Here is a 26,863-nt window from a genome sequence, read left to right as displayed (position 1 = left end):
CTAAGAGCATCCTTTTTTATTATGAAATACGATAAACCCTTGTTTCATAAGGCTTTAACGTGATTGAAGTTACTTGTTCATGTTCCGCAACTTCATAGTTATTTAAAAGCAAACGTTTGCGTTCTAGTGCAAATAAATCCTCATTATACACAGCTTCCTCTTTTGAGATATTACTAATTACGACTATTTTTTCATCGTTTAATGTACGAGTATATGCATAAATTTGCGGATCATCTTCTAAAAGTAAATCGTACGTACCGTAATTCAGTACATCGTGCTCTTTTTTCAAGGCAATCATTTTCTTATAGAAATTGAAAATAGAGTTTTCTTCATTTTTCTGCTTTTCAACATTAATCTCTTTGTAGTTTTGATTCATACTAAACCAAGGTGCACCTGTTGTGAAGCCAGCATTCATCTCATCGTTCCACTGCATAGGTGTACGTGAATTATCGCGGCAAGAAGCCCATATAATTTCCATCATATCTTGATGGGACACGCCCTCTGCAATTTTCTCACGATATAAATTTTTAGTTGCAACATCATCGTAATCTTCAACATTTGGTAATTGGACATTTGTCATCCCAATTTCTTGTCCCTGATAAATAAACGGTGTACCGTGCATAAAGAAGTACATTGCGCCTAGAGCCGTTGCACTTTCACGCCAATATTGTTTATCATCTCCCCAAGTTGAAACGATACGCGGCTTATCGTGATTCTCAATATATAAAGCATTCCATCCTTTATTTTCTAACCCTTTTTGCCATTTCGTTAATACCTTTTTCAGCCCTACAACATCAAGATCTTTCTTCTTTTCTGCATCCCATAAACTTAAATGTTCGAATTGGAATACCATATTGAACTTACCTTGCTCTTCTCCAACCCAAAGCTCAGCATCTTCAATCTTAACGCCATTCGCTTCACCAACAGTCATAATATCGTACTTAGAAAACGTATTTTCTTTTAATTCTTCTAATAAAGGTTGAATACCATCCACATTCATATGTTTATCAAAAGATGGAACATACTTTAGTCCTCTTGGATTTGGCATATCTTTAAAGCCGTCTTCTTTTTTAATATGGCTGATTGCATCTACTCGGAAGCCATCAATTCCTTTATCAAGCCACCAATTAACTGTATCGTATAGCACTTCTCGAACTTCTTTATTCTCCCAGTTTAAATCTGGTTGTTTACGCGAGAATAAGTGTAAATAATATTGTCCTGTTACTTCATCATACTCCCATGCCGAACCATTAAAAATACTTTCCCAGTTGTTTGGTTCTGCACCATCTTTACCATCATGCCAAATATACCAATCACGCTTCGGATTGTCTTTAGATGAACGAGACTCAATAAACCATGGATGTTCATCACTTGTATGATTAATAACTAAATCAATAATAAGCTTCATATCACGTTTATGAACTTCATCTAGTAAAGCATCAAAGTCTTCCATCGTCCCAAACTCATCCATAATATCTTGATAATCACTAATGTCATAACCATTATCATCATTAGGTGACTTATACATTGGACAAATCCAAATTACATCTATTCCTAAATCTTTTAAATAATCCAGTTTCGCAATAATACCTTGTAAATCTCCAATACCATCGCCATTTGAATCCATAAAGCTACGTGGATAAATTTGATAAGCAACCGCTTCTTTCCACCATGTCTTATTCATAGTCATTCTCTCCTTTTGCATCCCATCGGAATTTTATGCAAACGTTTTCGTAACACTATCATAACAAAATATGAATAGTTTGCAACTGTTTTCATTGAACTCTATGTAGTTTCTTTATTCTTATGCTTTATTTATTTCTCACAAAGGCAAATCTCATTCTTCTCATCTCCTTGTCCACGCTTATTACAAACCTTATTCATATATAAAAAAGGAAGAACAAAAATGCTGTTCTTCCTTTTCACATTGAAAATCTTTCAATTGTCTGTTTCAATTCTGTTGCTTGTTTCTCTAGATCCTTTAATAATTGATCGATTGCTATCATATTTTTAGATTGTTGCAACGTCACACGTGCTACTTCTTGTGAACCAGCTGACGTTTCTTCAGCAATTGCTGCTACGGCCTTTGTTTGTGCTCCTGTTTGATGAATGTGGTTCACTTGTTCATTCATATAACCACTAATTTGCTTCGTTGCATCCGCTACTTCCATAACACTTGATGACATTTCTTTTAAAATTAATTCCGTAGCCTCCCCACGTTTCGCCTCTTCTTTAGCTATTTTCACTTGTTCTGTCATTTTCATTGCAACTTGTTGTACTTCCTCTTGCATATTTCGTAATAACTGCGATATATTTCTTGCAGAGTGGTCACTTTCATCTGCAAGTTTACGTACTTCTTCAGCTACAACGGCAAAGCCCCGTCCATGCTCTCCAGCACGAGCAGCCTCAATAGAAGCATTAAGTGCTAATAAATTCGTTTGGCTAGCAATCTCACTCACAACAGATACAATATGTTCTACTTGTTTCATTCTTTCCTCTAACTTCTGTACATTTTGCATTGAATCTTCATTTTCTTTCGCCAATGTTTGAATACCTTTAATTAAAGACGTAAAGACACGAGTACTATGCCCTAAAGCTTGAACCATTTCTGAAGACAACTCATCAGACTGTTTAGCTTTCTCTTCTACTTCACTTGCAATAGAAGTTGTTGTATCAACAGCGGAAACAATCGCTTGAATTGATGCCGCTGATTGCTCAGCGCCAGAAGAAATCTCTGCAAGAGTTTCAGAAACACCTTGTGCTTGTTTCGTTGCTTCGCCTGTTTGTTTTCTAATTTGCTGTACTTGATTGTTTGTATACGAAAATGTTGTATCAATATTTTTTACCATGCCCCTTAAGTTCCCAAGCATCATATTAAATGCAACACTTAAAGATTTAATTTCATCATCAGTCTTCGGTAACGGAACATCTTCACGAATGTCTCCTTCAGCCGCTTTTCTCGCCGCCTCCTCTAACTTTCGAAGCGGTTTAATTAAAAATATGGCTGCTCCATATGCTAAAATTCCAGACCATACTACTCCTAATAACATAACGATAATATTATATGCAGTTTGACTTACATAACTTTGAAAATAATCATATATCACATAAATAAAAAATATACTTGTTGAATATGTAATTAAAGCTAAAACTGTAGTGAATAGCATAAGTTGTGTACGTAAGCCAAAGGAAAATGTCTTCCTTTCTTTTTCCATCTCTTCTTTCCCCCTTTGTATAAGTAATATAAGTACTACCTATATATTATTATCCATATTTTCATTATAGAAGGATATAGAGATTTCAAAAAATTATTATTTTCTTTAATATCAAATCCACGAAAAAAATAAAGGATTCTGACAATTTGTGACTAATAACAGAAATAAGGGGCAACATTTGTAAAATATATTTTTGACTGGGGGTTTTGTATGATTCAGGTTCGAAATCTAGTAAAATCATTTGGCTCACTTGACGTTTTAAAAGGAATTGATTTAGAAGTACAAGAAAAAGAAGTTGTCGTTTTAATTGGTGCCAGTGGTTCCGGTAAAAGTACATTACTTCGCTGTCTTAACTTTTTAGAAATGTACGATGAAGGTGAAATTCACTTACAAGGTGAACGAATTGATCCAAAGCATTCAAATTTAAACAAAGTCCGCGAAAATGTCGGTATGGTTTTTCAGCACTTTAACCTCTTTCCTCATATGACCTCACTAGAAAACATCATAGAAGCACCTATTCATGTAAAAAAATTAGAAGCAGCAAATGCAAAAGAAATCGGAAATCAGCTTCTGCAAAAAGTCGGCCTACAAGATAAAGCAGATGTAACGCCCCATCTCCTATCAGGTGGTCAAAAACAGCGTATTGCTATTGCACGAGCTCTTGCTATGAATCCTAAAATTATGCTATTTGATGAACCTACCTCAGCTTTAGACCCTGAACTTGTTGGAGAAGTATTGCAAGTTATGAAAGAACTTGCTGAAGAAGGAATGACCATGGTTATTGTTACTCATGAAATGAATTTCGCAAGAGATGTAGCTGATCGCGTCATTTTTATGGATGATGGAAAAATTGTAGAAGATGCTCCGCCAGCACAATTCTTTTCAGCTCCATCACATGAACGAGCGAAACAATTTTTACGTAACGTTTTATAATATAACTTCTGTTTCAAACGAAAAGAAATACATTCATACGGTGCACAACTAATCATCTAAATAAAATATTTCAATAACATACTTAAAACCATCCGTATGATCAATATATAGGAGGGGTTTTATGAAAAGAAAACTATTAACCATTGTTGCGAGTATTACATTATGCACATCCTTTATACTAGGAGCCTGTAGTAAGGAAAGTGCTACTACTTCTTCAAATGGTGAAAAAGAATTTCGTTATGCGATGAGTGGCTTATATAAGCCTTTTAACTATAAAGAAAATGACGGAAAACTTGTCGGTTTTGATGTAGAACTAGGTGAAGCACTTGCGAAAAAAATGAATATGAAACCAACCCCTATTACAAATCCATGGGAAACGCTAATCCAAGGTCTCAAAGCGAAAAAGTATGATGTAATACTGGGCAGTATGGCAATTACAGAAGAACGCTTAAAAGCTGTTAATTTCTCAAATCCTTATTATCGTTCTGGTGCCCAAATTTTTGTAGCTAAAAAGAATACATCTATCTCTTCTCCAGAAGATTTAAAGGGTAAGAAAATTGGTGTTGTAAAAGCTAGTACCTTTAAAGACCTCGTTGCAAAATATACAGATCAAATTACAGAATACGATAGCGATATTACTGCACTTATGGACTTAGAGCCTGGACGTATCGACGCAGTAATTACAGATCAAATGGTTGGTTTACGCATGATCAAAGAAGGTAAATCAAATATAAAAGAAGCTGGAAAACCACTAAACCTTGATGAAATGGGAATTGCTATTCGTAAAGATGATAAAGAAATGGTCGAGAAAGTAAATAAAGCTTTAGATGAAATTATTAAAGATGGTACGTATGAAAAGATCAGTAAAAAATGGTTTGGGCGTAATATTCTTGGTGAAGAGGAAAAAACGAAGTAATTTAGCCCTTCAAAGTTTCCATAAATCATGCCCCACTTTGTGTGGGGCATTTCATTCTCTACTAAAATCTATACAATATGAGGTGAAACGCATGTTTGAAATTTTTATCTCTACCTATCCCACACTCTTAAAAGCTACTATTGTCACATTACAATTAACACTAACATCCCTATTACTCGGTTCACTAATTGGATTACTATTCGCTTTCTTTCGAATCTCTAACAATAAAGTTTTAAATAGTATCGCTCACGTATACATCGCCATTATTCGTGGTACACCTTTAATTGTTCAAATCGCCATTCTCTATTTTGGGATTACATCCGTTGTTGTTTTTACTCCTTTTTGGGCAGGAGCCATTGCTTTAGCAATCCACAACGGTGCATATATTACTGAAATTTTCCGAGGCTCTATCCAATCTGTCGATCGTGGACAAATGGAAGCAGCTCGCTCTCTAGGTATGCCATATCCTTTAGCGATGCGCCGTATTGTATTACCGCAAGCATTTCGTCAATCTATTCCTCCTTTAGGAAATCAATTTATTATTGGATTAAAAGATTCTTCACTTGTTGCTTACGTAGGATTGTCCGAATTATGGGGGTCAGGTTTATCAATCGCTGCAGGGAACTTCCAACAACTAGATACATATATAATCGTTGGTTTATATTATCTCGTGCTCGTTCTCCTATTCACTTACCTTGTTAATCTTTTAGAAAAACGATTACAGCGAAAAGAAACAAACTCTATACAAACTGCAAAAAAGAAAACAAAAGAAATTTCTCTTTGAACAAACTAACAGGTTAAGGACCATTTCCTTAACCTGTTTTTATTTCTTCTCCATACTTTTTACTCCAATAATATTTTTCTATGTATAAGAAATTCATTATATTTCTACAGTCTCCCTCTTTACACATCATAAAATTATCCATAATATAGTAAAGATGGATATACACATCTAGACGTCTTAAATAGTATAAGGAGGTCACTATGCTGGATTTAATTTATAAAGATTGGCTGAAACAAAAATATCAAATTTATAACCTTCAGCAACTTACAAGCTACATAAACAACTTAATTAGCCTGGCTGAAACATTAGGATTCTATCAATTACAAAAGGATTTACAACAATTATCTACAACGTTAAAAGATTCTAGCTCTGTCTACGATGTAGTCGAGCATATCACAGAAATGATGCTTTCCTTTAAACAGGATGATCAATTACTTAAAATTTATATAATTGGTACTATCCCTGAGGTACTTCAAAATGCCTCCATTCAAATTTTCGACAACATAAATAATGCTGATTGTGTTGTTGTATATAAAGAAACTATCCCTTCTTATTTCATACAACAGCCTATCATTTATTTTTATGAGAACGTAGATGATGAACAAATTGTGCATCACGGAGTACAAGAGGTGTTACATACAAAATTACCTTTTGAAACAATCCAGAAGAGATTACAAAAATATATGTCAGTATCTCGCCAAACCCCTCCACTATTAGTAGTAACCGCTGACGACTTATTAACAAAATTTATAAAAACTGAATACACAACTTTACTAAACGTATATCATTTCACTAGTGGAAAGCACTTTTTCACAGAAAAAATCTATGAACAGTTTCCATTCTTCATACTAATTGTGGATTGGATGATGCCACAAATGGATGGTTTAGAACTTATTAATCGATTAAAGAGATTGTTGCCTAGTCGACATTTCCGAATTTTTATGACCTCTACTAAATCAACAGCCCACCACCTGGAGGAAGCATTTAAAGCCGGTGCTGATGATTTTATTGAAAAGCCGTTTTCACCTTTAGAATTTAAGGTTCGTTTGGCGCACTTATTAGAAGGAAGGAATGAAGGCTATTGATTATAGTTACAATTGTACAATCCATAGTTATCTTTTTAATAGTTGCTATTCTTATAGCGTATATATATTTAATTTCACTAAAATTACGTAGTAGAAATTTCAAAAGAAAAAATAATAAATGGAAAGAAGAAAATAGAAAATCTCTATATGAATTTATCATGCATAATAAATGCCATGATTTCAAAATTGAACATATAGCAGATATTCACGCACTAGAATCTCTCTGCATTAAAGCTACACAGCTCGTATCCGGGATTGATGAAAAACAGCGCATTCATCATTTATTACAAGTCTATTTGTTTCCCCATTATAAAGAAAAATTAGTTCACGGCACTCATATAGAAAAACAAAATATATTAGATATTATTTCTTTCTTCAAAATAAAAGAGTTTGAAAATGAGGTAAAAGATATATGCACTCAAACATCTGGATCTATCCAGCATCAGGCATTTACTACATTAAGTACATTAAACACAAGGCAAGCAATTTTACTTGCTACAAGAGTCCATGACTCTATTCCCATCACTATGATCGCTTTAAGTATTTCTCAAACTGAAAATTTTTCTGTTTGGGTTGAGTTTTTCCATACATTACCTAAACAATTTCAATATGAAATTTTAAATGCAATCGGTACACGTGAAGAAAATAGCTGTTATCTTTTCCTCATTCAAAACTTAATGAATGAAGATGAGGAAATTATTATTCGCTCGTTACATGCTATTTCAAAGTTAATGCCTAAAACAGAAACAAAAGAGCACATTGAACAGTTATTTAAAAAGGACAGTTGGCAAATTCACCTCATGCTTATTCGTGTAATAACCCCCTTTAAAGATGAAGGATACTTCCCTTATTTACTAGAACAAGCAGGGCATCAATCTTGGTGGATACGTCGTGAAGTCCAACATGCAATTCAATATTATTCAAACTGGCAAGAAAAGTATATTGAAATTGCATTACATCACCCTGATCGTTTCGCACGTGAAAGTGCATTAGAGGCTCTAGCACGAAAGGATGTGACAACATATGCATTATCTTGATATATTTTTAAAAATTTCACAATGGCTCTTCTTACTATACATGGGTGTTGCTATCTTATTCTATACAGCTATATTTCTGATTTCTGCATTCACCTTAAGAAAAAAAAGAGAACGTGATGAAAATAGGGAATTACTTCATTATTTACAGTCTGGTATTACTCGACCTGTCTCTATTATTGTTCCTGCCTATAACGAAGGAGTCACTATCGTATCAAGTGTCCAATCACTTTTAACTTTAGAATACCCTGAGTTTGAGGTAATCGTCGTAAACGATGGATCAAGCGATGATACGTTAGAACAATTAAAAGATCATTTCCAACTATACGAAATTCAGAACGTGGTTAGATTACAATTGGAAACAGAGACTATTCGAAAAATATATCGCTCATCTGTTAATAAACAAATTATCGTTGTCGATAAAGAAAACGGCGGCAAAGCAGATGCATTAAATGCAGGTATCAATATTTCCAACTATCCGTACGTTTGTTCATTAGATGCTGATTCTCTCTTAGAACGTGATGCACTTATGAAAGCTATGAAACCAATTTATGAATCTCCAGAAAAAGTTATGGTAACTGGCGGGAGTGTTCGAATTGTGAACGGTTCTTACATACAAAATGGACAAATGATTGAAAATCGTCTTCCAAAACAACCTCTTGCGCTCATGCAAATTATCGAGTATTTGCGTGGATTCTTATTTGGTCGCTTAGCATGGAGCAAGTATAATATTCTTCCTATCATTTCTGGTGCATTTGGTATTTTCGATAAAGGAGAAGTTATTCGTGTTGGAGGTTATCAGCGAAAAACTGTCGGAGAAGATATGGAGCTTGTCGTTCACCTTCATAAAAAAGCTTTACAGGATGAAGAAGAAAAGAAAATCATTTATAACCCAAACGCAATTTGCTGGACATAGGCTCCCGATGATTTAACAACCTTCCGCAAACCACGGAGTCGTTGGCACCGTGGTTTAGGTGAAACTTTATGGCGCCATAAAGATATTTTATTCCGTCCAAAATATAAAGCTTTCGGTATGATTGCAATGCCTTTTTATTTATTACTAGAATGGCTCGGTCCTATTATTGAAATACTTGGCTATTTACTACTACTGTTTCATTTACTATTCGATGAAATTTTCACAGAATATGTATTTTTACTGTTAGCTGCTACCGTACTATACGGATCATTCCTATCCGTAGGAGTTGTTTTATTAGAAGAATGGAGTATGAAAAAGCAAAATAGTATTAAAGATTTCACACTCTTACTTCTCTGGTCGTTAACTGAATCATTTTGGTATCGTCCACTGACTGTTTGGTACCGATTTTTAGGACTGTTTCAAAGTCTTTTCCGAATTAAAGGTTGGGGGAAGATGAAGCGTAAATCGCTTGAAAATCAATCCTCAGAGCGTTTTTGGTGGCTGCGAAGAATCGCCTTCATCCTAATTATTTTAGCTGTTATTTTCGGTATAGATGCAACAAAACACCGATTGCAACCAACATTCCTAAAAAACCCTGCAGATAATATTTCATATGGTTTTAAAGCAGAGCGAAATAAGCAAAACCTTCAACATTATACAGGGGGCAAATGGGAAGATTGGACAATTAAAGGTGTGAACCTAGGTATGGCAAAACCAGGGGCATTTCCAGGTGATGCTGCAATTACAAAAGCAGAATATAAAAAATGGTTGAAACAAATTAGCGAAATGGGTGCAAATACGATTCGTATTTATACCATTCACCCTCCTGCTTTTTACGAAGCTTTATTTGAATTTAACCAACAAGCAAAACAACCTTTATATTTGTTCCATGGTGTATGGGTTGAAGAAGAACAACTGTTAGAAACAAAAGATGCTTACAAATCCAAAAATGAACTCTTTAAAAATATTGAAAGAACAGCCGATGTAATTCATGGTAATACAACAATCGCTGCTGAAAAAGGACATGCTTACGGTGAATATAATTATGATGTGTCACAATATTTAGCTGGTTGGATTCTCGGGATTGAGTGGGATCCTGACATGGTCATCGAAACAAATAAAAAACATGCTGATAAAACTTCATTTAAGGGTAAATATTTCGAAGCAAAGAACGCTAGTCCATTTGAAATTTGGCTAGCTGAAGGAATGAATTATATCGCTCAATATTCTATTAGCAAATATGAGACCGCTCAGCCTATCGCTTTTTCCAACTGGGTTACAACAGATTTACTAGATCACCCTGCTGAACCGTTCATCGGTGAAGATGCTGTATCTATAAATCCAAATCATATCTTTGCTAATAAGAATTACCCAAGCGGGGCGTTTGCCTCTTATCACGTGTATCCTTATTACCTTGACTTCTTAAATTTCGATCCAGATAAAGCAAATTTCAAAGACCATCGAGGGCAATCCAATAGTTACGCTGCTTATTTAAAAGACTTGCATGATTCACATGAAATGCCTGTTGTTATTTCGGAATTTGGTATCCCAGGATCCCGAGGTATTTCTCATAAAAATATACATGGAAAAGACCAAGGGCATATGAATGAAGATGAACAAGGGAAACGTAATGCAGAGCTCTTCGAAGATATTATTCAGGCGAAATTGGCCGGCGGTATTGTATTCATTTGGCAAGATGAATGGTTTAAATTCTCTTGGAATACAACTAAATATGATAATACGGAAGAACGACCACATTGGAACAACGTACAAGTTCCTGAACAACATTTCGGTTTGCTATCATTTGAATCCCATACTATTAATGTCGATGGTGATACGAGTGATTGGAAAACAAAAACAAAAATTGGGGATAAGAATGGTTACACGACTTTCGTAACACACGATGAGTCCTATTTATACTTATCCATTGATCGTCCAAAAGCTAGACCTCTTGAAGAGGAACCTATTACAATTGGAGTAAACATATTACCTGAACAAGGAAATAAAGAATTTAACGGCCTTTCTATGAAAGAAGGCGCTGATTTTAAAATTGATTTGCACGGCGGACAATCTAATCAAGTACTTGTTGATTCTTATTATGATGTATTCTCTTATGAATTTGGTTTCCAACGAAATCTAGTTCCTTATACAAAACCAGAAAAAAATAGCGGACAATTCTCCCCTATTTATACAGCATTAAGTTTGCCAATTACATTACCACTGACTCAGGAACAATTGCCATTTGAAAAATTTAATGTCGGAGCATTAACTATGGGAAATAGTAATCCAGATAGTGCTGATTACAACTCACTTTCAGATTTTTCTACTCCGAAAAAAGAGACAATTGAGATTCGGATTCCTTGGATGTTATTAAATGCGAAGGCGCCAAATATAAAAGAATTTATTGGTGATATTTATGCAAATGAAGAAATAGATGGTTTAACTACGAAACAAATTATTAACGCAATTGGCTTTACAGTTCAAATTGGAGCTGAAAACATTACAACTGCACAAGATGGAGAATACGCTATGTATAACTATTCAAAATGGGGTGATGTTGTCGAATATACATCACGACTCAAGAAAAGTTACTACTACATGCAAAAAGTATATCAAGCTACAAAATAACAAAAAGCAAGCTACTTTTCAGTAGCTTGCTTTTTTGAAAATATATATATTTACTGATTTACTTTTTTAATACTCTCTTCTTCCTCTATATGTTCCTCACGATATGAAATATTATGAGGATCTAGCCCATTTCCTAAAGAACCATAGAAATGCTCTCTATGCGGATCCACTAATTCACTTCCTTGATAATACACACGTGGTGTATTCCATAGCGCTGCCAAAGCTTTTGTCATCGGCATCTCATGATAGCGTTCCGGCCACATTTCTTTAATTTTCTCTTTTACTAACGGGTAGTATTTAGAGCTCATAGCAGGGAACAAATGATGTTCTGTATGATATGAGAAATTGAAATGTAAAACGTCTACCCAACGCGGCACTGTTACTGATAAACAGTTTGCTAACGGATCATTTACTGGAACAATTGGATTTAAGCGGTGATTTGTTGCGATATATGCCATTACAATAAAGTTAGCAATTAACAATGGAATCACATATGCAAATAACCATTTTCCAGGTCCCATAATAAACAATAAACTAATCCAAACAGTCCAAGGCAAAAGAAGTTGAAGCCATACAGATTTTTGATTGGATGACTTAAACTCTTTTATAAAATGAAAGAACATTCGAGTCGAATGCAAGGTAAATTGAATTGTTAGTGACAGAAAACTAAAGAATGAACGTACATGAAGAGGCATGCGATATACCCAGCTCAAAAACTTACTCTTTTTAAGCTTCTCAAGTGTAGGCCATGCATCTGGATCATTCTCTTCATGTTGTGTATGAACGTGATGTGTTGCATTATGCCACTTTCGCCAAAGTTTAGGACCTGTTGATAATGGCATAAATGCAATCGCTCCTAAGAAATCACGAAGCCATGCCTTTCTTACAACAGTTCCATGTAAAATTTCATGCCCTAAAAACCCAAGTGAAGCAAAACATAATCCAAGAACGATCGCAATTCCTAGATTAGCCCACACATTCAATTCAAATACACCAATCGATATTAACCCCGCCAATGCCACAAGTAAATAAGCCAGTCCGCCAAATAAACGAGTAGGAACTGGTTTAAATGCTTTTTTCGGCAAATGTGGTGATACACGTGCTGCATACCACCCAAACGTATGAAGCTCCTTCATCCTTTTGCCCCTTTCTTATGCCGCGCCTTGCGCAACTTACATATATCAATTCTTGCTTCCAGATTGATTTTACTAGGTGATTAAAAAGCATCTAGTATAAGGAAAATATACTCACTCTATCGTCACTTATTTTTCGCTTTTATTATCAATGAAAAACATTTATCTTTTTACTCTCTATCAACCTTTCCACATGATGAATCATATCAATAGAATTTCTACATTGTCAATAACTTTTATGACCTAGTAATAAAAGTTGGTTATATTTTTATAATTATACTTTATTTCAATAAAGAAAAAACACATATTTTATAAGGTTTCATCTATTATACAGATACGTACCTTAACATGCTATAGACTCTATCTTATTCAAGAACTCTCTGTGTAAACAACAAATACACTCACTTAAATTTAAGCTTTACACAACTTCTACCTCTTCATACCAACAAGACCTAATAATTATATTGAAATAATTTTATCTTTCTTTTAAATAAAAATAGCCTTCCTCTAAAACAGCACACATGAATTTCATCTCATATGGAAATATTAAAAGGAAAATTGTTCTAAATCAGGAGGTTTCCTTAATGACAAGCGATACATTTCCACAATTCCCATCATCTTATTGGATTGAATCTACTCAACTCCCTGCTTTTCCCCCTTTATCTGAAAATATAAAGACAAAAGTCGCTATTATAGGTGCTGGTATTACAGGTATTACTACTGCCTATTTACTTGCAAAAGAAGGCATCGATGTTGTATTAATTGATTCTGGTCTTATTTTAAACGGGACGACTGGACATACAACAGCGAAGATAACAGCGCAACATGATCTTATTTATGATGAATTAATAAACCATTTCGGTATGGAAAAGGCCGGGCTTTTCTATGAATCAAATAATCATGCTCTACAATTTATTAATGAAACTTTGCAAACATATAAAATCGACTGTAATTTCTCAAATGAAGATTCATATTTATATACAACTACTGATAAGGGATTAAGAAATTTATCGAAAGAATATGAAGCTTATCAAAAATTAAATATACCTTGTGACTATGTTCAATCTCTATCGATTCCAATTCCAGTACAATCTGCACTTGTCATGAAAAATCAAGCCCAGTTTCATCCCCTTCTTTATTTGAAAACGCTTTTAGAAAAGTTTATGAACAAACGACTGCCATGGATGTAGAAAAAGGAGATTCTCCACAAGTCATTACAAAGGGCGGACATCGCATTACTTGTGAATATGTTGTCTCTTGTTCACACTTTCCTTTTTATGATGCGAATAGCTTTTTCTTTACACGAATGTACGCAGAGCGCTCTTATGCTCTTGCTATTAAAACAAAAACAGATTATCCAGGTGGCATGTATTTAAGTATTGATGACCCAAAGCGCTCCTTACGCTACACAACAAGCAATGGGGAAAAATTAATTTTAATTGGCGGAGAAAGTCATAAAACAGGCCAAGGAATAAACACGATGCTTCATTATGAAGCACTGTATTCTTTTGCAGAAGCAACGTTTGGGGTAGATGAGGTTCCTTATAGATGGTCAGCACAAGATTTAATCACGCTAGATAAGGTCCCTTATATCGGACATATTAACGAGAGCAATCCAAATATATTTGTTGCAACTGGATATCGTAAATGGGGGATGACAACTGGAACTGCTGCCGCTCATTTACTGAAGGATTCCATTCTAAAAGTAGACAGTCCATATAAAGAACTATATGCACCTTCACGCTTTCATGCAAATCCAGATATAAAAACGTTCTTCTCCCAAAACATTGATGTTGCGAAACATTTAATTGAAGGAAAGATTGAAACTGCATTACGTAAGCCAGAAGATCTCGAAGTTGGTGAAGGATCTGTCGTACATGTTAACGGGAAACGAGCAGGTGCTTATAAGGACAAAGATGGAAAATTACATATTGTCGATACAACTTGTACACATCTCGGCTGCGAAGTTGAATGGAATAATGGTGATTGTACTTGGGACTGCCCTTGCCACGGTTCCCGTTTTTCAATTGAAGGAGGTGTTATTGAAGGTCCGGCAGATCAACCGTTAAAACGAGTTGATAATGAGTAAATAAAGAAGTTCAACAGAATGACTGTTGAACTTCTTTATTTACTATAAAACTTTTTCATATAAATTCCGACATAAGAAGGGAAATATTAACATCAAATGAAATAATATATTCATCTACAAATCAAAAGGGGTGAACATTATGCAACCTTCAGCTCCACCTCATCTAGAATCTACAAAAACTATCTTTTTAAACTCTATTACAAAACTTGTTGTTTTTATTTGTTGGCTAGCCATTCTAGCTGACGGCTATGATTTAGGTATTTACGGGGCCGTTCTGCCTAAGCTACTGGAAGACAACAGCTGGGCACTATCACCAGCTCATGCTGGTACAATTGCAAGCTATGCTTTGTTTGGTATGTTTATTGGCGCTATTCTAGTTGGAACTATTACAGATCTAATTGGACGAAAATGGACGCTTATATGCTGTTTAGCACTTTTTTCTATCACAATGGGCCTAGCTGCACTTGCTCCTTCTCCTGAATTATTTGGACTATGGCGATTTATCGGAGGAATTGGACTAGGCGGTGTCATTCCAACAGCTTCCGCACTTACTGTTGAATATTCACCCAAAAAGCGACAATCTTTTATTTATGCTCTTATGTTTACTGGCTATCCTTTAGGTATCGTGTTAGGCGCTATTTTGTCCATGTTTATGTTAGAAGACTTCGGATGGAGAATTATGTTTGGCATCGGAATGATTCCACTACTCCTCATTCCTTTCATTATTCGTTATTTACCTGAATCCATTCAATTTTTGTTATCACGTAACCGCCAAGAAGAAGTGGATAAAATTCTTAATCGTTTTCAAATTGAATTCCATGCAAAAGAGAAAACTCATCAACCCCCATCTAATATACGAAAGAAAAATGGATTTCTTACTTTATTCTCAAAAGAATACATAAAAGCAACGCTGCTTTTTTGGATCACTTATATAATGGGGATGTTTTTAATATACGGTTTAAATACTTGGTTACCTCAGATGATGCGACAGGCAGGATATCCTCTTGGATCTAGTTTATCATTTCTACTTATGCTAAATATTACCGCCGCTATCGGTGCATTATTTGCTGGAGCAATCGCAGATCGTATAGGAGCCAAAATTGTTATTAGCATTTCCTATCTTATGGCAGCTGTATGTATTGGACTATTAACAATTAAACCATCTGTTACAATCATTTATCTTTTAATTGGTCTTGCTGGAATTGGATCGGTCGGTATTACTCAAATATTAAATGCATATGTGACACAATACTTCCCATCCCATATCCGAGCTACTTCCTTAGGCTGGGGACTTGGACTTGGCCGAGTTGGCGCAATTACTGGTCCTATTCTTGTCGGTATTATTATGACAATGCAATATGACTTAGTATGGAATTTTTACTTATTCTCATTTGCAGGTCTTCTTGCAGCTATATCTGTTTTCTTTATTCCTACAAAATAAAAAGAGCACAAACTTACTTGTGCTCTTTTTCGTATACCGCAAACAACATATCTCGAAACAATGTATTTAAACTCTCAATATCGATCCCTGATCCCTTTTCAATTCCTTTTACATATTGCTGATAGTAATGAATTTGTTCTTCCAAAAATTGATTCAACACATCAATTTTTAATCCAACATCTAATTCAGTACCTGCCTTTTTCTTTATTAACAACTGTTCAATTTCATCTAATACGCTACGCTCCAATGATAATTCTGTAATTAATCGATCGAATTCTACAGGAGGCAAAGTTGTTTTCTCCTCTAGCCACTTACAAGCCAAAATAGGACGCAATACATAAAAGTACTTTTTTAATTTTACATTCTCATCTTGCAAAAATTCACGATAATTTTTTGAAGCCATATGTAAGTAATGATATATCGTCGCTTTCGGATCGAAGTTCTTTTCACTCATTTGCTGAAGCTGTTCTGGAAAATTAGAGTTTTTCGAATAAAAAATGGGTGATCGAATCCATTCGAGTAAAGCTGGGTTTGACTTTGCAAATAGTTGTAACGCTTTTTTAATATCCCATCCGCTTATATCTAAATCATCACTAATCGGATACTCAATTACATCTCGTTTATCATGAATGGATAAATACCATTCTACCGGGTGCATATAAACGAATCTAACATCATAATCACTATCTTTTGATGGAAATCCCCATGCACGACTCCCTGACTCCACAGCGAATAAAATTTTCACATCATTTTCTTTCTCAATTCGTTCTAACTCCAACTTAATTTTCTCTCTCATTTCATACCCTCTCCATTTTTTGATTATTTCCTTGGAAATTCGACAAATATATTACTAAGTTTACTACATACTAAAATAGCTGTCAGAAAATTTCCGACAGCCTGTCAAAATTCGTTATTTTTTACTTGTTCTTTTCAGTTACACTAACCGCAATTCGTTCAAACTCTTTTTGAATCTCCTCTTTGTATGCATCTACTTTTGAAAAGTCCATAGCAGCAATATAAATTCGTTCTAATTTATCACGAACTGATTTCGCTTTCGCTAAAAAAGACATCGCCTCGTTCATTTTTGCTTTATATTGAATAGAGACGTCACGAATTTCCTCCGCATACTTCTCATCCGTCCCTGGTGTTACAATAAGGGCATACATATCTATAATTTCATCACCTTCGCGGCTCGGAAAATATTCATGTGGTGCGGTGCTATCGAAAATCGCAAACCCTAATTCTCTTACGATCACCATATCAAGGCTATTTGGATCAAACCCACAATGATATACTTCAACTTCAAATCCTTTTTCTTCTGCTGCCTTAGCTAATTTTTTGAGCATTGTTGATTTCCCAGAACCTGGGCGTCCTTTTATAAAATAACGATGTGGTAATCCTTCTGTTAAATTAGGAACAAAATCAACTGCTCCTTTCGGTGTAGCTGCTCCTAAAAACCGATGTTTCACAAGCGATTGTTTCCCAACTTTATCTGTAAATAATTTCTGAATGAGCTGCTCGGTTAGTTCGTTCGCTTTATTAAAATCAATATTACTAATATATATTTTCTCCCACTCATCATGTATAACTAATGCCTCGTTAAAACGAGCGTAAGCAGCTTGAAAAGCTTTGCTTGCTTCTGAAACAAATCGTTCAATTTCCACTTTCTGCTTTCTTAACTTATCTGAATCCCAAGCAATTCCTAAATTAATATACTCCTCGACAACTCCTGGCATTTTTGGCTCAATAACATGCGGTGATGTTCCATCAACAATTCCTACTTTTAACTTCGGGATGATGACACCATCAACCGATTTATTATCAGAAGAACAATGTAAAAATTCAATATCATATCCCTTTTCAACCCATTCACGACCTATTGCCTTAATTAAAGAAGATTTTCCCGTTCCAGGTCCACCCTTTAAAATAAATAATCTGTTTAGTCCTTTTAAATTCTCTTCATATAAATTATGAAATCCTCTAGCTGTATTTCCACCAGCATAATAATTCAATACATTCCCTGTCACTGCACTCACTCCTTCGCAGCATTCTATTTACATAAACTACAATATGCGAGCAACTTTATTTGGGTGAATACCTATTTTGTGTTGCACAGAAAAAGGAAATGAATTACAATTTCATTATCACGAAGATTCAGAACTTTAAATTGAATATACCTTTATCAAGAGAGGCAGAGGGACCGGCCCTTTGAAGCCCAGCAACCTCAGTTTATACAAACTGAATAGGTGCTAATTCCTGCAAAATGCATTGCATTTTGAAAGATAAAACGTAACTATTGTGTGCAAAACTCATCTTTCTTGATTATGAAAGGTGAGTTTTTTATATTTCAAAATATATACTTGGAGGTATTTAAAGTGAAAGTAATTGACCTATCCCAAACATTTGAAAACAATATGTCTCAATTTCCTGGAACACCAAAAATCAATTTAGAAGCCATTACAAGCGTTGAAGAAACAGGTTATCAAGTTACAGATTTTCATTCTGTCGTTCATGTTGGTACACATTGTGATGCTCCTGCTCATTTCATTTCAGGCGCAACGACTATTGATCAATTGCCCCTAGACCAATTTGTAGGTGAAGCTGTTCTTATCGACGTAACTCATGTACAAGAACGAAAACTACCTAAAGAAGTATTACACAATGCTGACATAAAAGAAGATGATATTGTCATTTTCCATTCCAACCTATCTAATAAATGGAATACAGAAGCGTATGAACAAGAAGCCTTTTATCTTTCCGAAGAATTAGCTGAAGAATTAGTTCAATTAAAAGTAAAATCTGTCGGTTTAGATTTCATTTCTCCTGACGAGGTAACGACAGAAACATCGCCAATTCATCACATACTACTTGGGAATAATATTTATTTAATCGAAAACTTAACAAACTTAGATGCCATTAATGCGAAACGTTTCTTTTTCTCAGCGGCACCTTTAAAAATTAAAAATAGCGACGGTGCTTTCGCAAGAGCATTCGCTGTAATTTTTTAAACAAACTATACAAAAAAGCAAAGATCATCATTGACCTTTGCTTCTATTTCTTTTATTTAAACTAAGAAAGAATTGCTCAACGCGAGGACGTAACCAAGCTAAATAATCTTTCTCTTTCTTCTTTGTACAAACTATTTCTTCCCCATCAACCATTCCGACAAGCTCTAGCTCTAACAGTTGCCTCGTAAATGCTAACATATTTATTTCTTCTTCCGGATACTCTTCTTTTAATTTCTCCTCAATTTCCCCTAATAAAAAACCGTCACGCATCATTGCCAATGCATCAATCCAAAGTGGCGGCATTTCATATTTTTCTCCTGTAATTGTATCTTTTACAATATAATTCTTTTGCTCTTTTCGAAATTGAATCGCGTGTAAGCATACAGTCGAATTTAATGTTAATTCCATCATACCACCTCTTTCATAATATCTGCATAGAAAAAAGGATGCGCGTGCACTCCTTCTTTTTCTAACACTACCGAACCGTTACATGAATAACAAATCTCATGTCGATATTTTCCTCCATTATAAACGAAGTATTTTATAAAAAAAAACCCTTCTCGAAACATTTTATAAAATGTTTATATTTACGCAACAAGAACACTTTTCTGAAAAATATTTTCTTCTAGCGCATTATGCTATCGGTAAAAAAATCTCCACCTTCATTCCTAGCTCTCCGCTACTTTGAATCGCAATACTTCCTTGCTACTCCTCATGATCAATACAAAAACTCTACATATTATCTCATTAAATGATAAGGAAATTACTTTCAGAGCAATCTGTAACCTTATAACGAGAAAAGGAAGGAGATTTCCCCTTCCTTTTCATCACAATTTATATCCACCTTACTCGATCATGTAGCAATCCATCCGTAAAGTCATTTCCACCAACTACAAAATCATTCATATATAAATTCAAATATTCTCCGTACTTACTTTCTGTATTTAATAATAATTCCTCTACATAATAGGCACCTTGTTTAAAGTTATCGAACAGTAAACTACACAAGCCAGCATAAATGCCACATCCTACTTGGAAGTATGTCGCATTCGTTTTATATTTATGAAAAACTTGACTACTATTCATCACGTTATACATATAAGTCTCGCTATTTTCATAAACGAGTAATACACCGACTAGATCCTCGCCCGCAATCTCTTCTTCGGCTGGATTAAATACTTTACGATTCCAATTCCATAGATCTTCTACCTTATCTAAGTTCTGTCTAATTATATTTGTTGTATACTCGTTAATTCGGTAAAGAAACCCTACTTCCATGTTAAAGTTTTTCCCTAAAATTAAAACTTCCTCATGCGGCATCAAACAACCATAAAATTCTTTCTCTCCCAACTTTACTTTATACTCTGAAGCATATACATCTTCATAAAAGTAAAGAGGACGATGATGACTCATATACATCGGATAACTCCATATCGCTTCATCTAGAAATCGCTCTACTGCCCATGAAGCATACAGTGTATGAGGCTTTATAAGTGCTGTATCATTCAAAAATGACGTATCATGTTCTACTATATAGCATGCTTTTGGCTTTTCATTTGGACGTTCCTTCATAAGTTCAACAACCATCCATTGAACAACACCTGGGTTCATACCTGAGCCTATAATTGCTTTTGTATTTGTAAATTTCTCTTTTTCCTTCTCAAACCGCGTATATCTTTCCGTAAGTTGAAAGCCGATTAAACTATCGTCCTGATCTACTGCCTCATTTTCCAAAGCTGAATTAATATAACAAATTCCAAGTTCATTACAACAGCTTAATACTCTGATCGTATCTGCCCCTGAAACATCAATCACAACGCTCGTACTACTTTCTTTTAAATGTTTTTTAAATGTCACTACATCTTGGAGATCTATTTCGGATAAAAACAATTGATCTTCCAAATTTGGAAACAACTCGTCATAATACGTCCTATCTTTTTGTTTTATATCAACCAAATAAAATGTAACATTCTTTATCACTTCATAAATCGGGTCTTTTTCATTTACTATCGCTTGATTTAAAATCGCTAAAACTGCTTTTGCTGCTCCACCAGCACTACCAAGTAATGTAATCGATAACGAATTTGGAAACTGCTCCACCAACAAAACCCCTTTAATATATTAGTTAAGCAGTTCTCCCTCAAAAAAATAAATTGAATACATCAAAAGATAGCTCGTACATATTCTTTATAATTTAGTACAAAATTTCCTCTTCAACAGTCATACTAACATATTTATATTCAATTCATTTTTCCCCTCATATTCAGATCAAGCTAAACAAATAGGCTCGACCTTTTCTTCTGCATATAAAAGAAAAAGCCAGCCCTTTCAATTAACTTACGGACAATGGACAGATTTTACATGTTGAATATTTACATACATTTTCGCATCACGCGCTTTTAATATTTCAATATGCCCTTCATCAATCTTCGCCATCTTTCCGATTTTATTATATTCCTCACCTAAATCGAACACCATAATTTTTCCAGACATTTTAATAAGTTGTTCTTCAAACGTTCGAGCTAACGTAATATTTAAGGGATTCACGGGGAGTTCATTTTTATTGAGGGCGTAAGGCACTTGATTTTCTTTATACGGAATTAACCATTTCAAGTGTTTTAAAGATATATATACAGTTTTATAAACTGGACTATAAAAAACAATATAATCGTTCATTACACTTGTAACATACCCATGTATTGGAGCATTTCCTGCTACATAAATTTCCGTAAAAATCCCTTTGGAAGTACTTAATACTTTCCTCAAAGAAATTGAAGGTGACTCTCTCTTAATTACAGAATCCACATCTGGTTTTAAGATTTCTTCATCATGTGGTCGTAAAAATTTATAATATTGTACATGGTATAAAGATATATATACGTAGTCTTGTCCATTGTAAAGAACAACGATATCATTTCCTACGTCTATTAATACACCTTTAAACCTTTTTTCACCAATTAATTTAACATATATATTTTCTCCAATACTTTTGTTTAACTCATTCATCTATATCCTCCTTCCTATGAATTTCTTCTTTCCTGTCTTTCATTTCTAAAAAAATAATCAGGGCAAAGTTCTGTTTTAATAGTAAGTAATTCCTTTTCATACTATTGAAATAAGAAATTGTTCTTCTCTTTCCCTCATAATGCCCCTCTTATTTATTAAACATTATTCATCTTCATTCTTTTTACATTTAACTACTTGACTCACACTCTTAATATGAGACTTAACTATATAAATCACTTCATCGCAGTTTACTAGTGTAATGCAGCCATGGTGTACCTCACTTAACAAACCTTCCACACATTCTGGACCACCACGATTAATTTTTACCCACTTATACTTCAAGTCTTTTAATATATCTAGAAAAGTATCCTCATCAGAGCAGAAACATGAACTATAGCAATCACCACATTTACTTTCTTTTACTTTCTTAACTAGACTCTTCACATGCTTCAAGTGATAATATACTAATTCACCATGTGGTAATAGTAACGTTAGATAATCTTTGCCTAACGATACAAGCTCACCAACTCGACTTTCTGGTCCGCGAAGGTTTACTTTGACAGTCTCACCAACTAAACATTTAATTTGGTCACAACATAATACATTCTCCAATTTCGTATCCCCCTTTCTTATTATCTTCCTCTACTTGATTGTCTTTGTGCACGAGCACGACCTGAATTATTGCTACTTTCCTTACTATCGTCGCTCTCATCGCTCTCTCCACAAGCTAAAGCATTATAGTTAACACTTTTAATATGCTTTATTGCAATTAAGATAATTTCTTCTTTTACGATTAATGTTACGAAGTCACAAGAAACATCTTGTAAAATGCCTTCCACTTTCTCTGGACCACCGCGATTAATTTTCACCCAGCAATATTTGAAACTTTCAAGCAGTTCTTCAAAGTCTTCTGCACAGGCGCAATCTTCCCACTCGCAATCACTTGATCCACATTCTTTCGCATTTTTTGTGATACTCTTTAGATGTTTAAGTTGATAGTAATAAAGCTCACCTTTTTCATTCTGCAATACGAAGTAGTCCGGACATACTGATATTATTGTTCCTTTTTGAGATTCTGGACCACCCCTGTTTACTCTCACAAAAGATCCAATTAAGTCTTTCAAAAAATCACAATGAAATAAACTCACGAGAAAACCCCTTCCATTAATTTATAAGCTTTTGCACTGATAGTATATGTATCTGTACAGGTTACGTTCTCTATGTTTGTCCTAGCTAGAAAAAAATATGCTTTTAACATGGTAGACTACTACCTATCAAAATTTGAGGAAAGGCTAAGAACTCCTTATGCTTTTAATATCTTTAAACAAAAAAATCCCTTATGAAGATACATTTCTGCATATCTTCATAAGGGATTTCCCATAGTTTAATCTTCGTCTTTAACATCCATATCTTCTGGAATTGGTTCGTTCAATATTTCTTCCACTAATTGCTTATATTTCTCCATTTGTTCTAAATGTGTATTGAATTGTTCTTTATTTAATAAATATTGCTCTCCATCAAATAGTGCACGAATTTTCTTTTGCTGAATTAACTCTTCAATATACGACTTTGGTAAATTTAAATACTCCGCAGCTTCTTCTACTGTTATATACAACTCGTTCATTCCTTTATTATTTTTTCCTATATACTGTATCTTACTTTATTTTTGTAAACAAATAAAAAAGATTTTGTAAATGCAACCTAAAAAGCAGGTAGATGCATTCCATATATTGTATAATAGTATATAGTAAGAATTTTTTAAATATAGAATGGTATTACCCATTTACACAAAGGAGAGTTAACATATGGCTACTCGTCACATCATTACAATGTTAGAAAAAACATTACAAATTGAAACAGAAAACACAATTTCTCATTTAACTGCATCTTTATCTGATCGTATTCTTTCTCAAAGCGTAGCAATACAGGAAAACAATTGTTACCATACAATTGGAGAATGGTACAAAAATCATTTCTTATTCCAACAAGATGATTTCCTTTGGGCTAAATACGTTTTCTATGACGCATATTGTGAGGAAATAAAAAAACAAGGTCATCTTACAAAACGTGTTCGCCAAATATTAGAATCATTAGCTCGAATGCATGGAAAACAGTACATTGCTTCTATATTAAACATGCCATTTCCTAACGAACGAGCTAAAGGAACAGCATAATGTAATACAGTTCTGCGTCAGCAAAACATAGATTCATTATTTTCTAGGAAGATTCACAAATAAAATGTTCATGTCACATGAACTGATGAAACCGGTGTCATTATAATGATTGAAAATATAGTAAACAGGAAAACCCCCATTTACCTCTCTCATCATTCGAATAGAGAAGTAAATGGGGGGATACTTGTTCCTTTACTATTTCATCATCTGCTTAATCAATTCTCGATTTCTCTTCTTAAATACCTCATTATGCGAAGAAACCATTCCATACTCACTTGCATCTGGCTGAATAAATTGTTTCGCTTTATTCACAGCATTTCCAGCATCTTGGAATGCTCCCGCAATTAAGTGTAATTTTCCTTCATGCTTTAAAATATCCCCAGCAGCATATAATCCGTCTACTGAAGACTCACTATTTGCATTCCCTGCAATATAAAAATTATCTATAATCGCAACGTCTAACTCACTATTTTCTAATAATGTAATGTCACGTTCATATCCATGATTAATAATAACTTCATCAATAGGTAAATGAGAAACTTCACCTGTCTCATGATTCGTTAATTCTACATATTCAATCGCTTCATGACTATCACCAGCAATTAATTTTGTAATCGATGTATGAAAGAAACACTCAGCTGAGCTGTTCAGCAGTTGCTTCACTTGTGCTTCATGACCAGATAATTCTTCTTTTCTATATGTTACATATACTTTTTTCGCGATTGGTTCTAATTCATTTGCCCAATCAACGGCAGAATTTCCTCCGCCGGAAATAATGATCGTTTTATCTTTGAAACGCTTTAAAGACTTCACTGTATAATTTAAATTCGATACTTCAAATCGCTCAGCACCTTCAATTGATAACTTTTGTGGTTTCAATATACCACTTCCAGTTGCCACAATAACTGTTTTTGAAAAGTGTTCTTTTCCATCGTTTGCTTTTAACGTAAAAGTGCCATCTTTATTACGAATAATCGATTCTACTTTTGTATTTAATACAACTTCCGGCTGAAATGTTAACCCTTGTTGTACAAGTTGCTCAATTAATTTATCACCTGTAACTGGTAATAGTCCACCTACATCCCAAATCATCTTCTCTGGATAAACATGTATTTTTCCACCTAGCTGTGGTTGAAATTCTATTATTTTCGTTTTCATTTCTCTGAGTCCACTATAAAAAGCTGAATAAAGCCCTGCAGGTCCTCCGCCTATCACAGTTACATCAAACAATTCTTCTCGATTCATTCGTGCTCACTCCTCAGCTACTAATAATTGATTATCATTCTCAATAAAATATAACCTGTTTCCGCAAAATTTACAATTAAAATTACTATTGACAATACAACTAGATAAAATTATATTATTTAATGAATCAATAGTGATAATCATTATCAATTTGTTAATAATTAGAAAATTTGAGGTTACATCTTCTTTTATTAGTATGGTTAATACTATATTGTGACATCTCACATTCAAAATTTTTAATAAATATTTTGTATTACCACTACTCTTTCAAAAAGATTGCAGTTAAACAAATTATCGTATACACATATCATCTATTTAAAGGAGACAGACGATGAAAAAGTTATTTATTTCACTAACAGTTCTTTTCGTCCTTGTTATGAGCGCTTGTAGCAATGGCTCTACAGACAAAAAGAACGATGCAAAAGGTAGTAAATCAGAAACCATTACATACCAATCTGAAAATGGTAAAGTAGAAGTTCCTGCAAATCCAAAACGCGTTGTTGTTTTATCATCATTCGCTGGTAACGTAATGTCATTAGGTGTAAATCTTGTTGGGGTAGATTCATGGTCTAAACAAAACCCACGTTTTGATAGCAAACTTAAAGACGTTGCTGAAGTATCAGATGAAAATGTTGAAAAAATCGCTGAACTAAATCCAGATTTAATCATCGGTTTATCAAATATTAAAAATGTCGATAAGTTAAAGAAAATCGCTCCTACTGTAACATACACTTACGGAAAAGTTGATTACTTAACACAACATTTAGAAATCGGTAAGTTATTAAACAAAGAAAAAGAAGCAAAAACTTGGGTTGATGACTTCAAGAAACGTGCACAAGAAGCTGGTAAAGAAATTAAAGCAAAAATCGGTGAAGATGCTACAGTTTCTGTTGTAGAAAACTTCAACAAACAGCTTTATGTATACGGCGAGAACTGGGGCCGCGGAACAGAAATTCTGTACCAAGAAATGAAATTAAAAATGCCTGAAAAAGTAAAAGAAAAAGCATTAAAAGAAGGTTACTACGCATTATCTACTGAGGTATTACCTGAGTTTGCTGGTGATTACTTAATCGTAAGTAAAAACAAAGATACTGATAACTCATTCCAAGAGACAGAATCATATAAAAACATCCCAGCAGTAAAAAATAATCGTGTATACGAAGCAAACATGATGGAATTCTATTTCAATGATCCACTTACATTAGATTTCCAACTAGACTTCTTCAAGAAGAGCTTTCTTGGTAAATAATACAAAC

General features: G+C 34.2%; 23 protein-coding genes, 2 pseudogenes and 1 riboswitch. Of the genes and pseudogenes, 12 read left to right on the top strand and 13 right to left on the bottom strand.

All coding sequences use genetic code 11. The features are described 5' to 3' along the window. Positions 1-19: 19 nt before the first annotated feature. From PDQ33_RS03120 to PDQ33_RS29135, 3 genes and pseudogenes are all read right to left on the bottom strand, one after another. Positions 20-1,684 (bottom strand): glycoside hydrolase family 13 protein, encoded by a 1,665-nt coding sequence (locus PDQ33_RS03120; protein ID WP_001044744.1) that lies wholly within the window; start codon positions 1,682-1,684, stop codon positions 20-22. 238 nt (positions 1,685-1,922) lie between these two features. Then, on the bottom strand, positions 1,923-2,849 hold the full coding sequence (locus PDQ33_RS03115) for a methyl-accepting chemotaxis protein (protein ID WP_407707409.1): 927 nt from the start codon (positions 2,847-2,849) through the stop codon (positions 1,923-1,925). A gap of 15 nt (positions 2,850-2,864) precedes the next feature. Further along, positions 2,865-3,050: pseudogene (locus PDQ33_RS29135) on the bottom strand (HAMP domain-containing protein); the annotation flags it as partial. A 375-nt stretch (positions 3,051-3,425) separates the two neighbouring features. Between PDQ33_RS29135 and PDQ33_RS03110 the strand changes: the two are divergent. The 7 genes from PDQ33_RS03110 to PDQ33_RS03080 all read left to right on the top strand — a co-directional run bounded on the left by PDQ33_RS03110 (position 3,426) and on the right by PDQ33_RS03080 (position 11,511). Further along, the gene (locus tag PDQ33_RS03110; RefSeq protein WP_000616944.1) at positions 3,426-4,148 is read left to right on the top strand and encodes an amino acid ABC transporter ATP-binding protein; all 723 of its coding nucleotides are present in this window, start codon (positions 3,426-3,428) and stop codon (positions 4,146-4,148) included. Positions 4,149-4,269: 121 nt separating this feature from the next. Beyond that, positions 4,270-5,064: an ABC transporter substrate-binding protein gene (locus PDQ33_RS03105; protein ID WP_000823738.1), complete on the top strand. Its 795-nt coding sequence runs from the start codon at positions 4,270-4,272 to the stop codon at positions 5,062-5,064. Positions 5,065-5,155: 91 nt separating this feature from the next. Further along, a complete protein-coding gene (locus PDQ33_RS03100) occupies positions 5,156-5,848 on the top strand; it encodes an amino acid ABC transporter permease (protein ID WP_000461540.1) in 693 nt (230 codons plus the stop codon). 200 nt (positions 5,849-6,048) lie between these two features. Beyond that, positions 6,049-6,933, top strand: coding sequence for a response regulator (locus PDQ33_RS03095; protein WP_000886124.1), 885 nt, complete (start codon positions 6,049-6,051; stop codon positions 6,931-6,933). After that, positions 6,930-7,970 carry a HEAT repeat domain-containing protein gene (locus PDQ33_RS03090; protein WP_219913317.1) on the top strand — a complete coding sequence of 347 codons (1,041 nt, stop codon included), beginning with the start codon at positions 6,930-6,932 and terminating at the stop codon, positions 7,968-7,970. The genes PDQ33_RS03095 and PDQ33_RS03090 overlap by 4 nt, the downstream gene beginning before the upstream one ends. Continuing rightward, the gene (locus PDQ33_RS03085; RefSeq protein ID WP_270754692.1) at positions 7,957-8,883 is read left to right on the top strand and encodes a glycosyltransferase family 2 protein; all 927 of its coding nucleotides are present in this window, start codon (positions 7,957-7,959) and stop codon (positions 8,881-8,883) included. The genes PDQ33_RS03090 and PDQ33_RS03085 overlap by 14 nt, the downstream gene beginning before the upstream one ends. Positions 8,884-9,000: 117 nt before the next feature. Then, on the top strand, positions 9,001-11,511 hold the full coding sequence (locus PDQ33_RS03080) for a glycosyltransferase family 2 protein (protein ID WP_270754690.1): 2,511 nt from the start codon (positions 9,001-9,003) through the stop codon (positions 11,509-11,511). Positions 11,512-11,561: 50 nt separating this feature from the next. Here PDQ33_RS03080 and PDQ33_RS03075 read toward each other — a convergent pair whose 3' ends face one another. Continuing rightward, positions 11,562-12,647, bottom strand: coding sequence for a fatty acid desaturase family protein (locus tag PDQ33_RS03075; protein ID WP_000661225.1), 1,086 nt, complete (start codon positions 12,645-12,647; stop codon positions 11,562-11,564). A 581-nt stretch (positions 12,648-13,228) separates the two neighbouring features. Here PDQ33_RS03075 and PDQ33_RS03070 point away from each other — a divergent pair. Continuing rightward, a pseudogene (locus PDQ33_RS03070) lies at positions 13,229-14,733 on the top strand (FAD-dependent oxidoreductase). Between the two features lie 139 nt (positions 14,734-14,872). Continuing rightward, positions 14,873-16,174, top strand: a complete 1,302-nt coding sequence (locus PDQ33_RS03065) for an MFS transporter (protein ID WP_001183110.1) — start codon at positions 14,873-14,875, stop codon at positions 16,172-16,174. 13 nt (positions 16,175-16,187) lie between these two features. Here PDQ33_RS03065 and PDQ33_RS03060 read toward each other — a convergent pair whose 3' ends face one another. After that, positions 16,188-16,970: a nucleotidyltransferase domain-containing protein gene (locus PDQ33_RS03060; RefSeq protein WP_001208294.1), complete on the bottom strand. Its 783-nt coding sequence runs from the start codon at positions 16,968-16,970 to the stop codon at positions 16,188-16,190. Positions 16,971-17,091: 121 nt separating this feature from the next. Next, a complete protein-coding gene (locus PDQ33_RS03055) occupies positions 17,092-18,201 on the bottom strand; it encodes a PRK06851 family protein (protein WP_000147491.1) in 1,110 nt (369 codons plus the stop codon). Positions 18,202-18,350: 149 nt separating this feature from the next. Then, positions 18,351-18,463: riboswitch (SAM riboswitch) on the top strand. Between the two features lie 86 nt (positions 18,464-18,549). Between PDQ33_RS03055 and PDQ33_RS03050 the strand changes: the two genes are divergently transcribed. After that, positions 18,550-19,182, top strand: a complete 633-nt coding sequence (locus tag PDQ33_RS03050; protein WP_000862959.1) for a cyclase family protein — start codon at positions 18,550-18,552, stop codon at positions 19,180-19,182. Positions 19,183-19,209: 27 nt separating this feature from the next. Here PDQ33_RS03050 and PDQ33_RS03045 read toward each other — a convergent pair whose 3' ends face one another. From PDQ33_RS03045 to PDQ33_RS03020, 6 genes are all read right to left on the bottom strand, one after another. Then, positions 19,210-19,590: a hypothetical protein gene (locus tag PDQ33_RS03045; RefSeq protein WP_000424101.1), complete on the bottom strand. Its 381-nt coding sequence runs from the start codon at positions 19,588-19,590 to the stop codon at positions 19,210-19,212. 426 nt (positions 19,591-20,016) lie between these two features. Then, entirely contained in the window at positions 20,017-21,282 is a 1,266-nt protein-coding gene (locus PDQ33_RS03040) for a hypothetical protein (RefSeq protein WP_000434742.1), read from the bottom strand. Between the two features lie 237 nt (positions 21,283-21,519). Then, positions 21,520-22,188, bottom strand: coding sequence for a hypothetical protein (locus PDQ33_RS03035; protein WP_001004271.1), 669 nt, complete (start codon positions 22,186-22,188; stop codon positions 21,520-21,522). A 162-nt stretch (positions 22,189-22,350) separates the two neighbouring features. Beyond that, complete coding sequence (locus PDQ33_RS03030; protein ID WP_270754687.1) at positions 22,351-22,800, bottom strand: spore coat protein; 450 nt, start codon at positions 22,798-22,800, stop codon at positions 22,351-22,353. Positions 22,801-22,820: 20 nt separating this feature from the next. Continuing rightward, positions 22,821-23,336 (bottom strand): hypothetical protein, encoded by a 516-nt coding sequence (locus PDQ33_RS03025; RefSeq protein WP_000051521.1) that lies wholly within the window; start codon positions 23,334-23,336, stop codon positions 22,821-22,823. A gap of 236 nt (positions 23,337-23,572) precedes the next feature. Then, entirely contained in the window at positions 23,573-23,812 is a 240-nt protein-coding gene (locus PDQ33_RS03020; RefSeq protein WP_001004507.1) for a helix-turn-helix domain-containing protein, read from the bottom strand. Positions 23,813-23,993: 181 nt separating this feature from the next. Between PDQ33_RS03020 and PDQ33_RS03015 the strand changes: the two genes are divergently transcribed. Further along, positions 23,994-24,362, top strand: coding sequence for a hypothetical protein (locus PDQ33_RS03015; RefSeq protein WP_000235473.1), 369 nt, complete (start codon positions 23,994-23,996; stop codon positions 24,360-24,362). 195 nt (positions 24,363-24,557) lie between these two features. On the opposite strand, the gene PDQ33_RS03010 is transcribed toward PDQ33_RS03015, so the two are convergent. Beyond that, complete coding sequence (locus PDQ33_RS03010; RefSeq protein WP_001078293.1) at positions 24,558-25,607, bottom strand: NAD(P)/FAD-dependent oxidoreductase; 1,050 nt, start codon at positions 25,605-25,607, stop codon at positions 24,558-24,560. A 331-nt stretch (positions 25,608-25,938) separates the two neighbouring features. Between PDQ33_RS03010 and PDQ33_RS03005 the strand changes: the two genes are divergently transcribed. Next, entirely contained in the window at positions 25,939-26,856 is a 918-nt protein-coding gene (locus PDQ33_RS03005; RefSeq protein ID WP_000732578.1) for an iron-hydroxamate ABC transporter substrate-binding protein, read from the top strand. The last annotated feature ends 7 nt before the right edge of the window (positions 26,857-26,863 follow it).

Origin of the sequence: Bacillus cereus group sp. Bc031 (assembly GCF_027716265.1) — a bacterium.
GTDB classification, from domain to species: domain Bacteria; phylum Bacillota; class Bacilli; order Bacillales; family Bacillaceae_G; genus Bacillus_A; species Bacillus_A paranthracis.
This window is presented reverse-complemented; position numbering and strand designations above follow the sequence as displayed.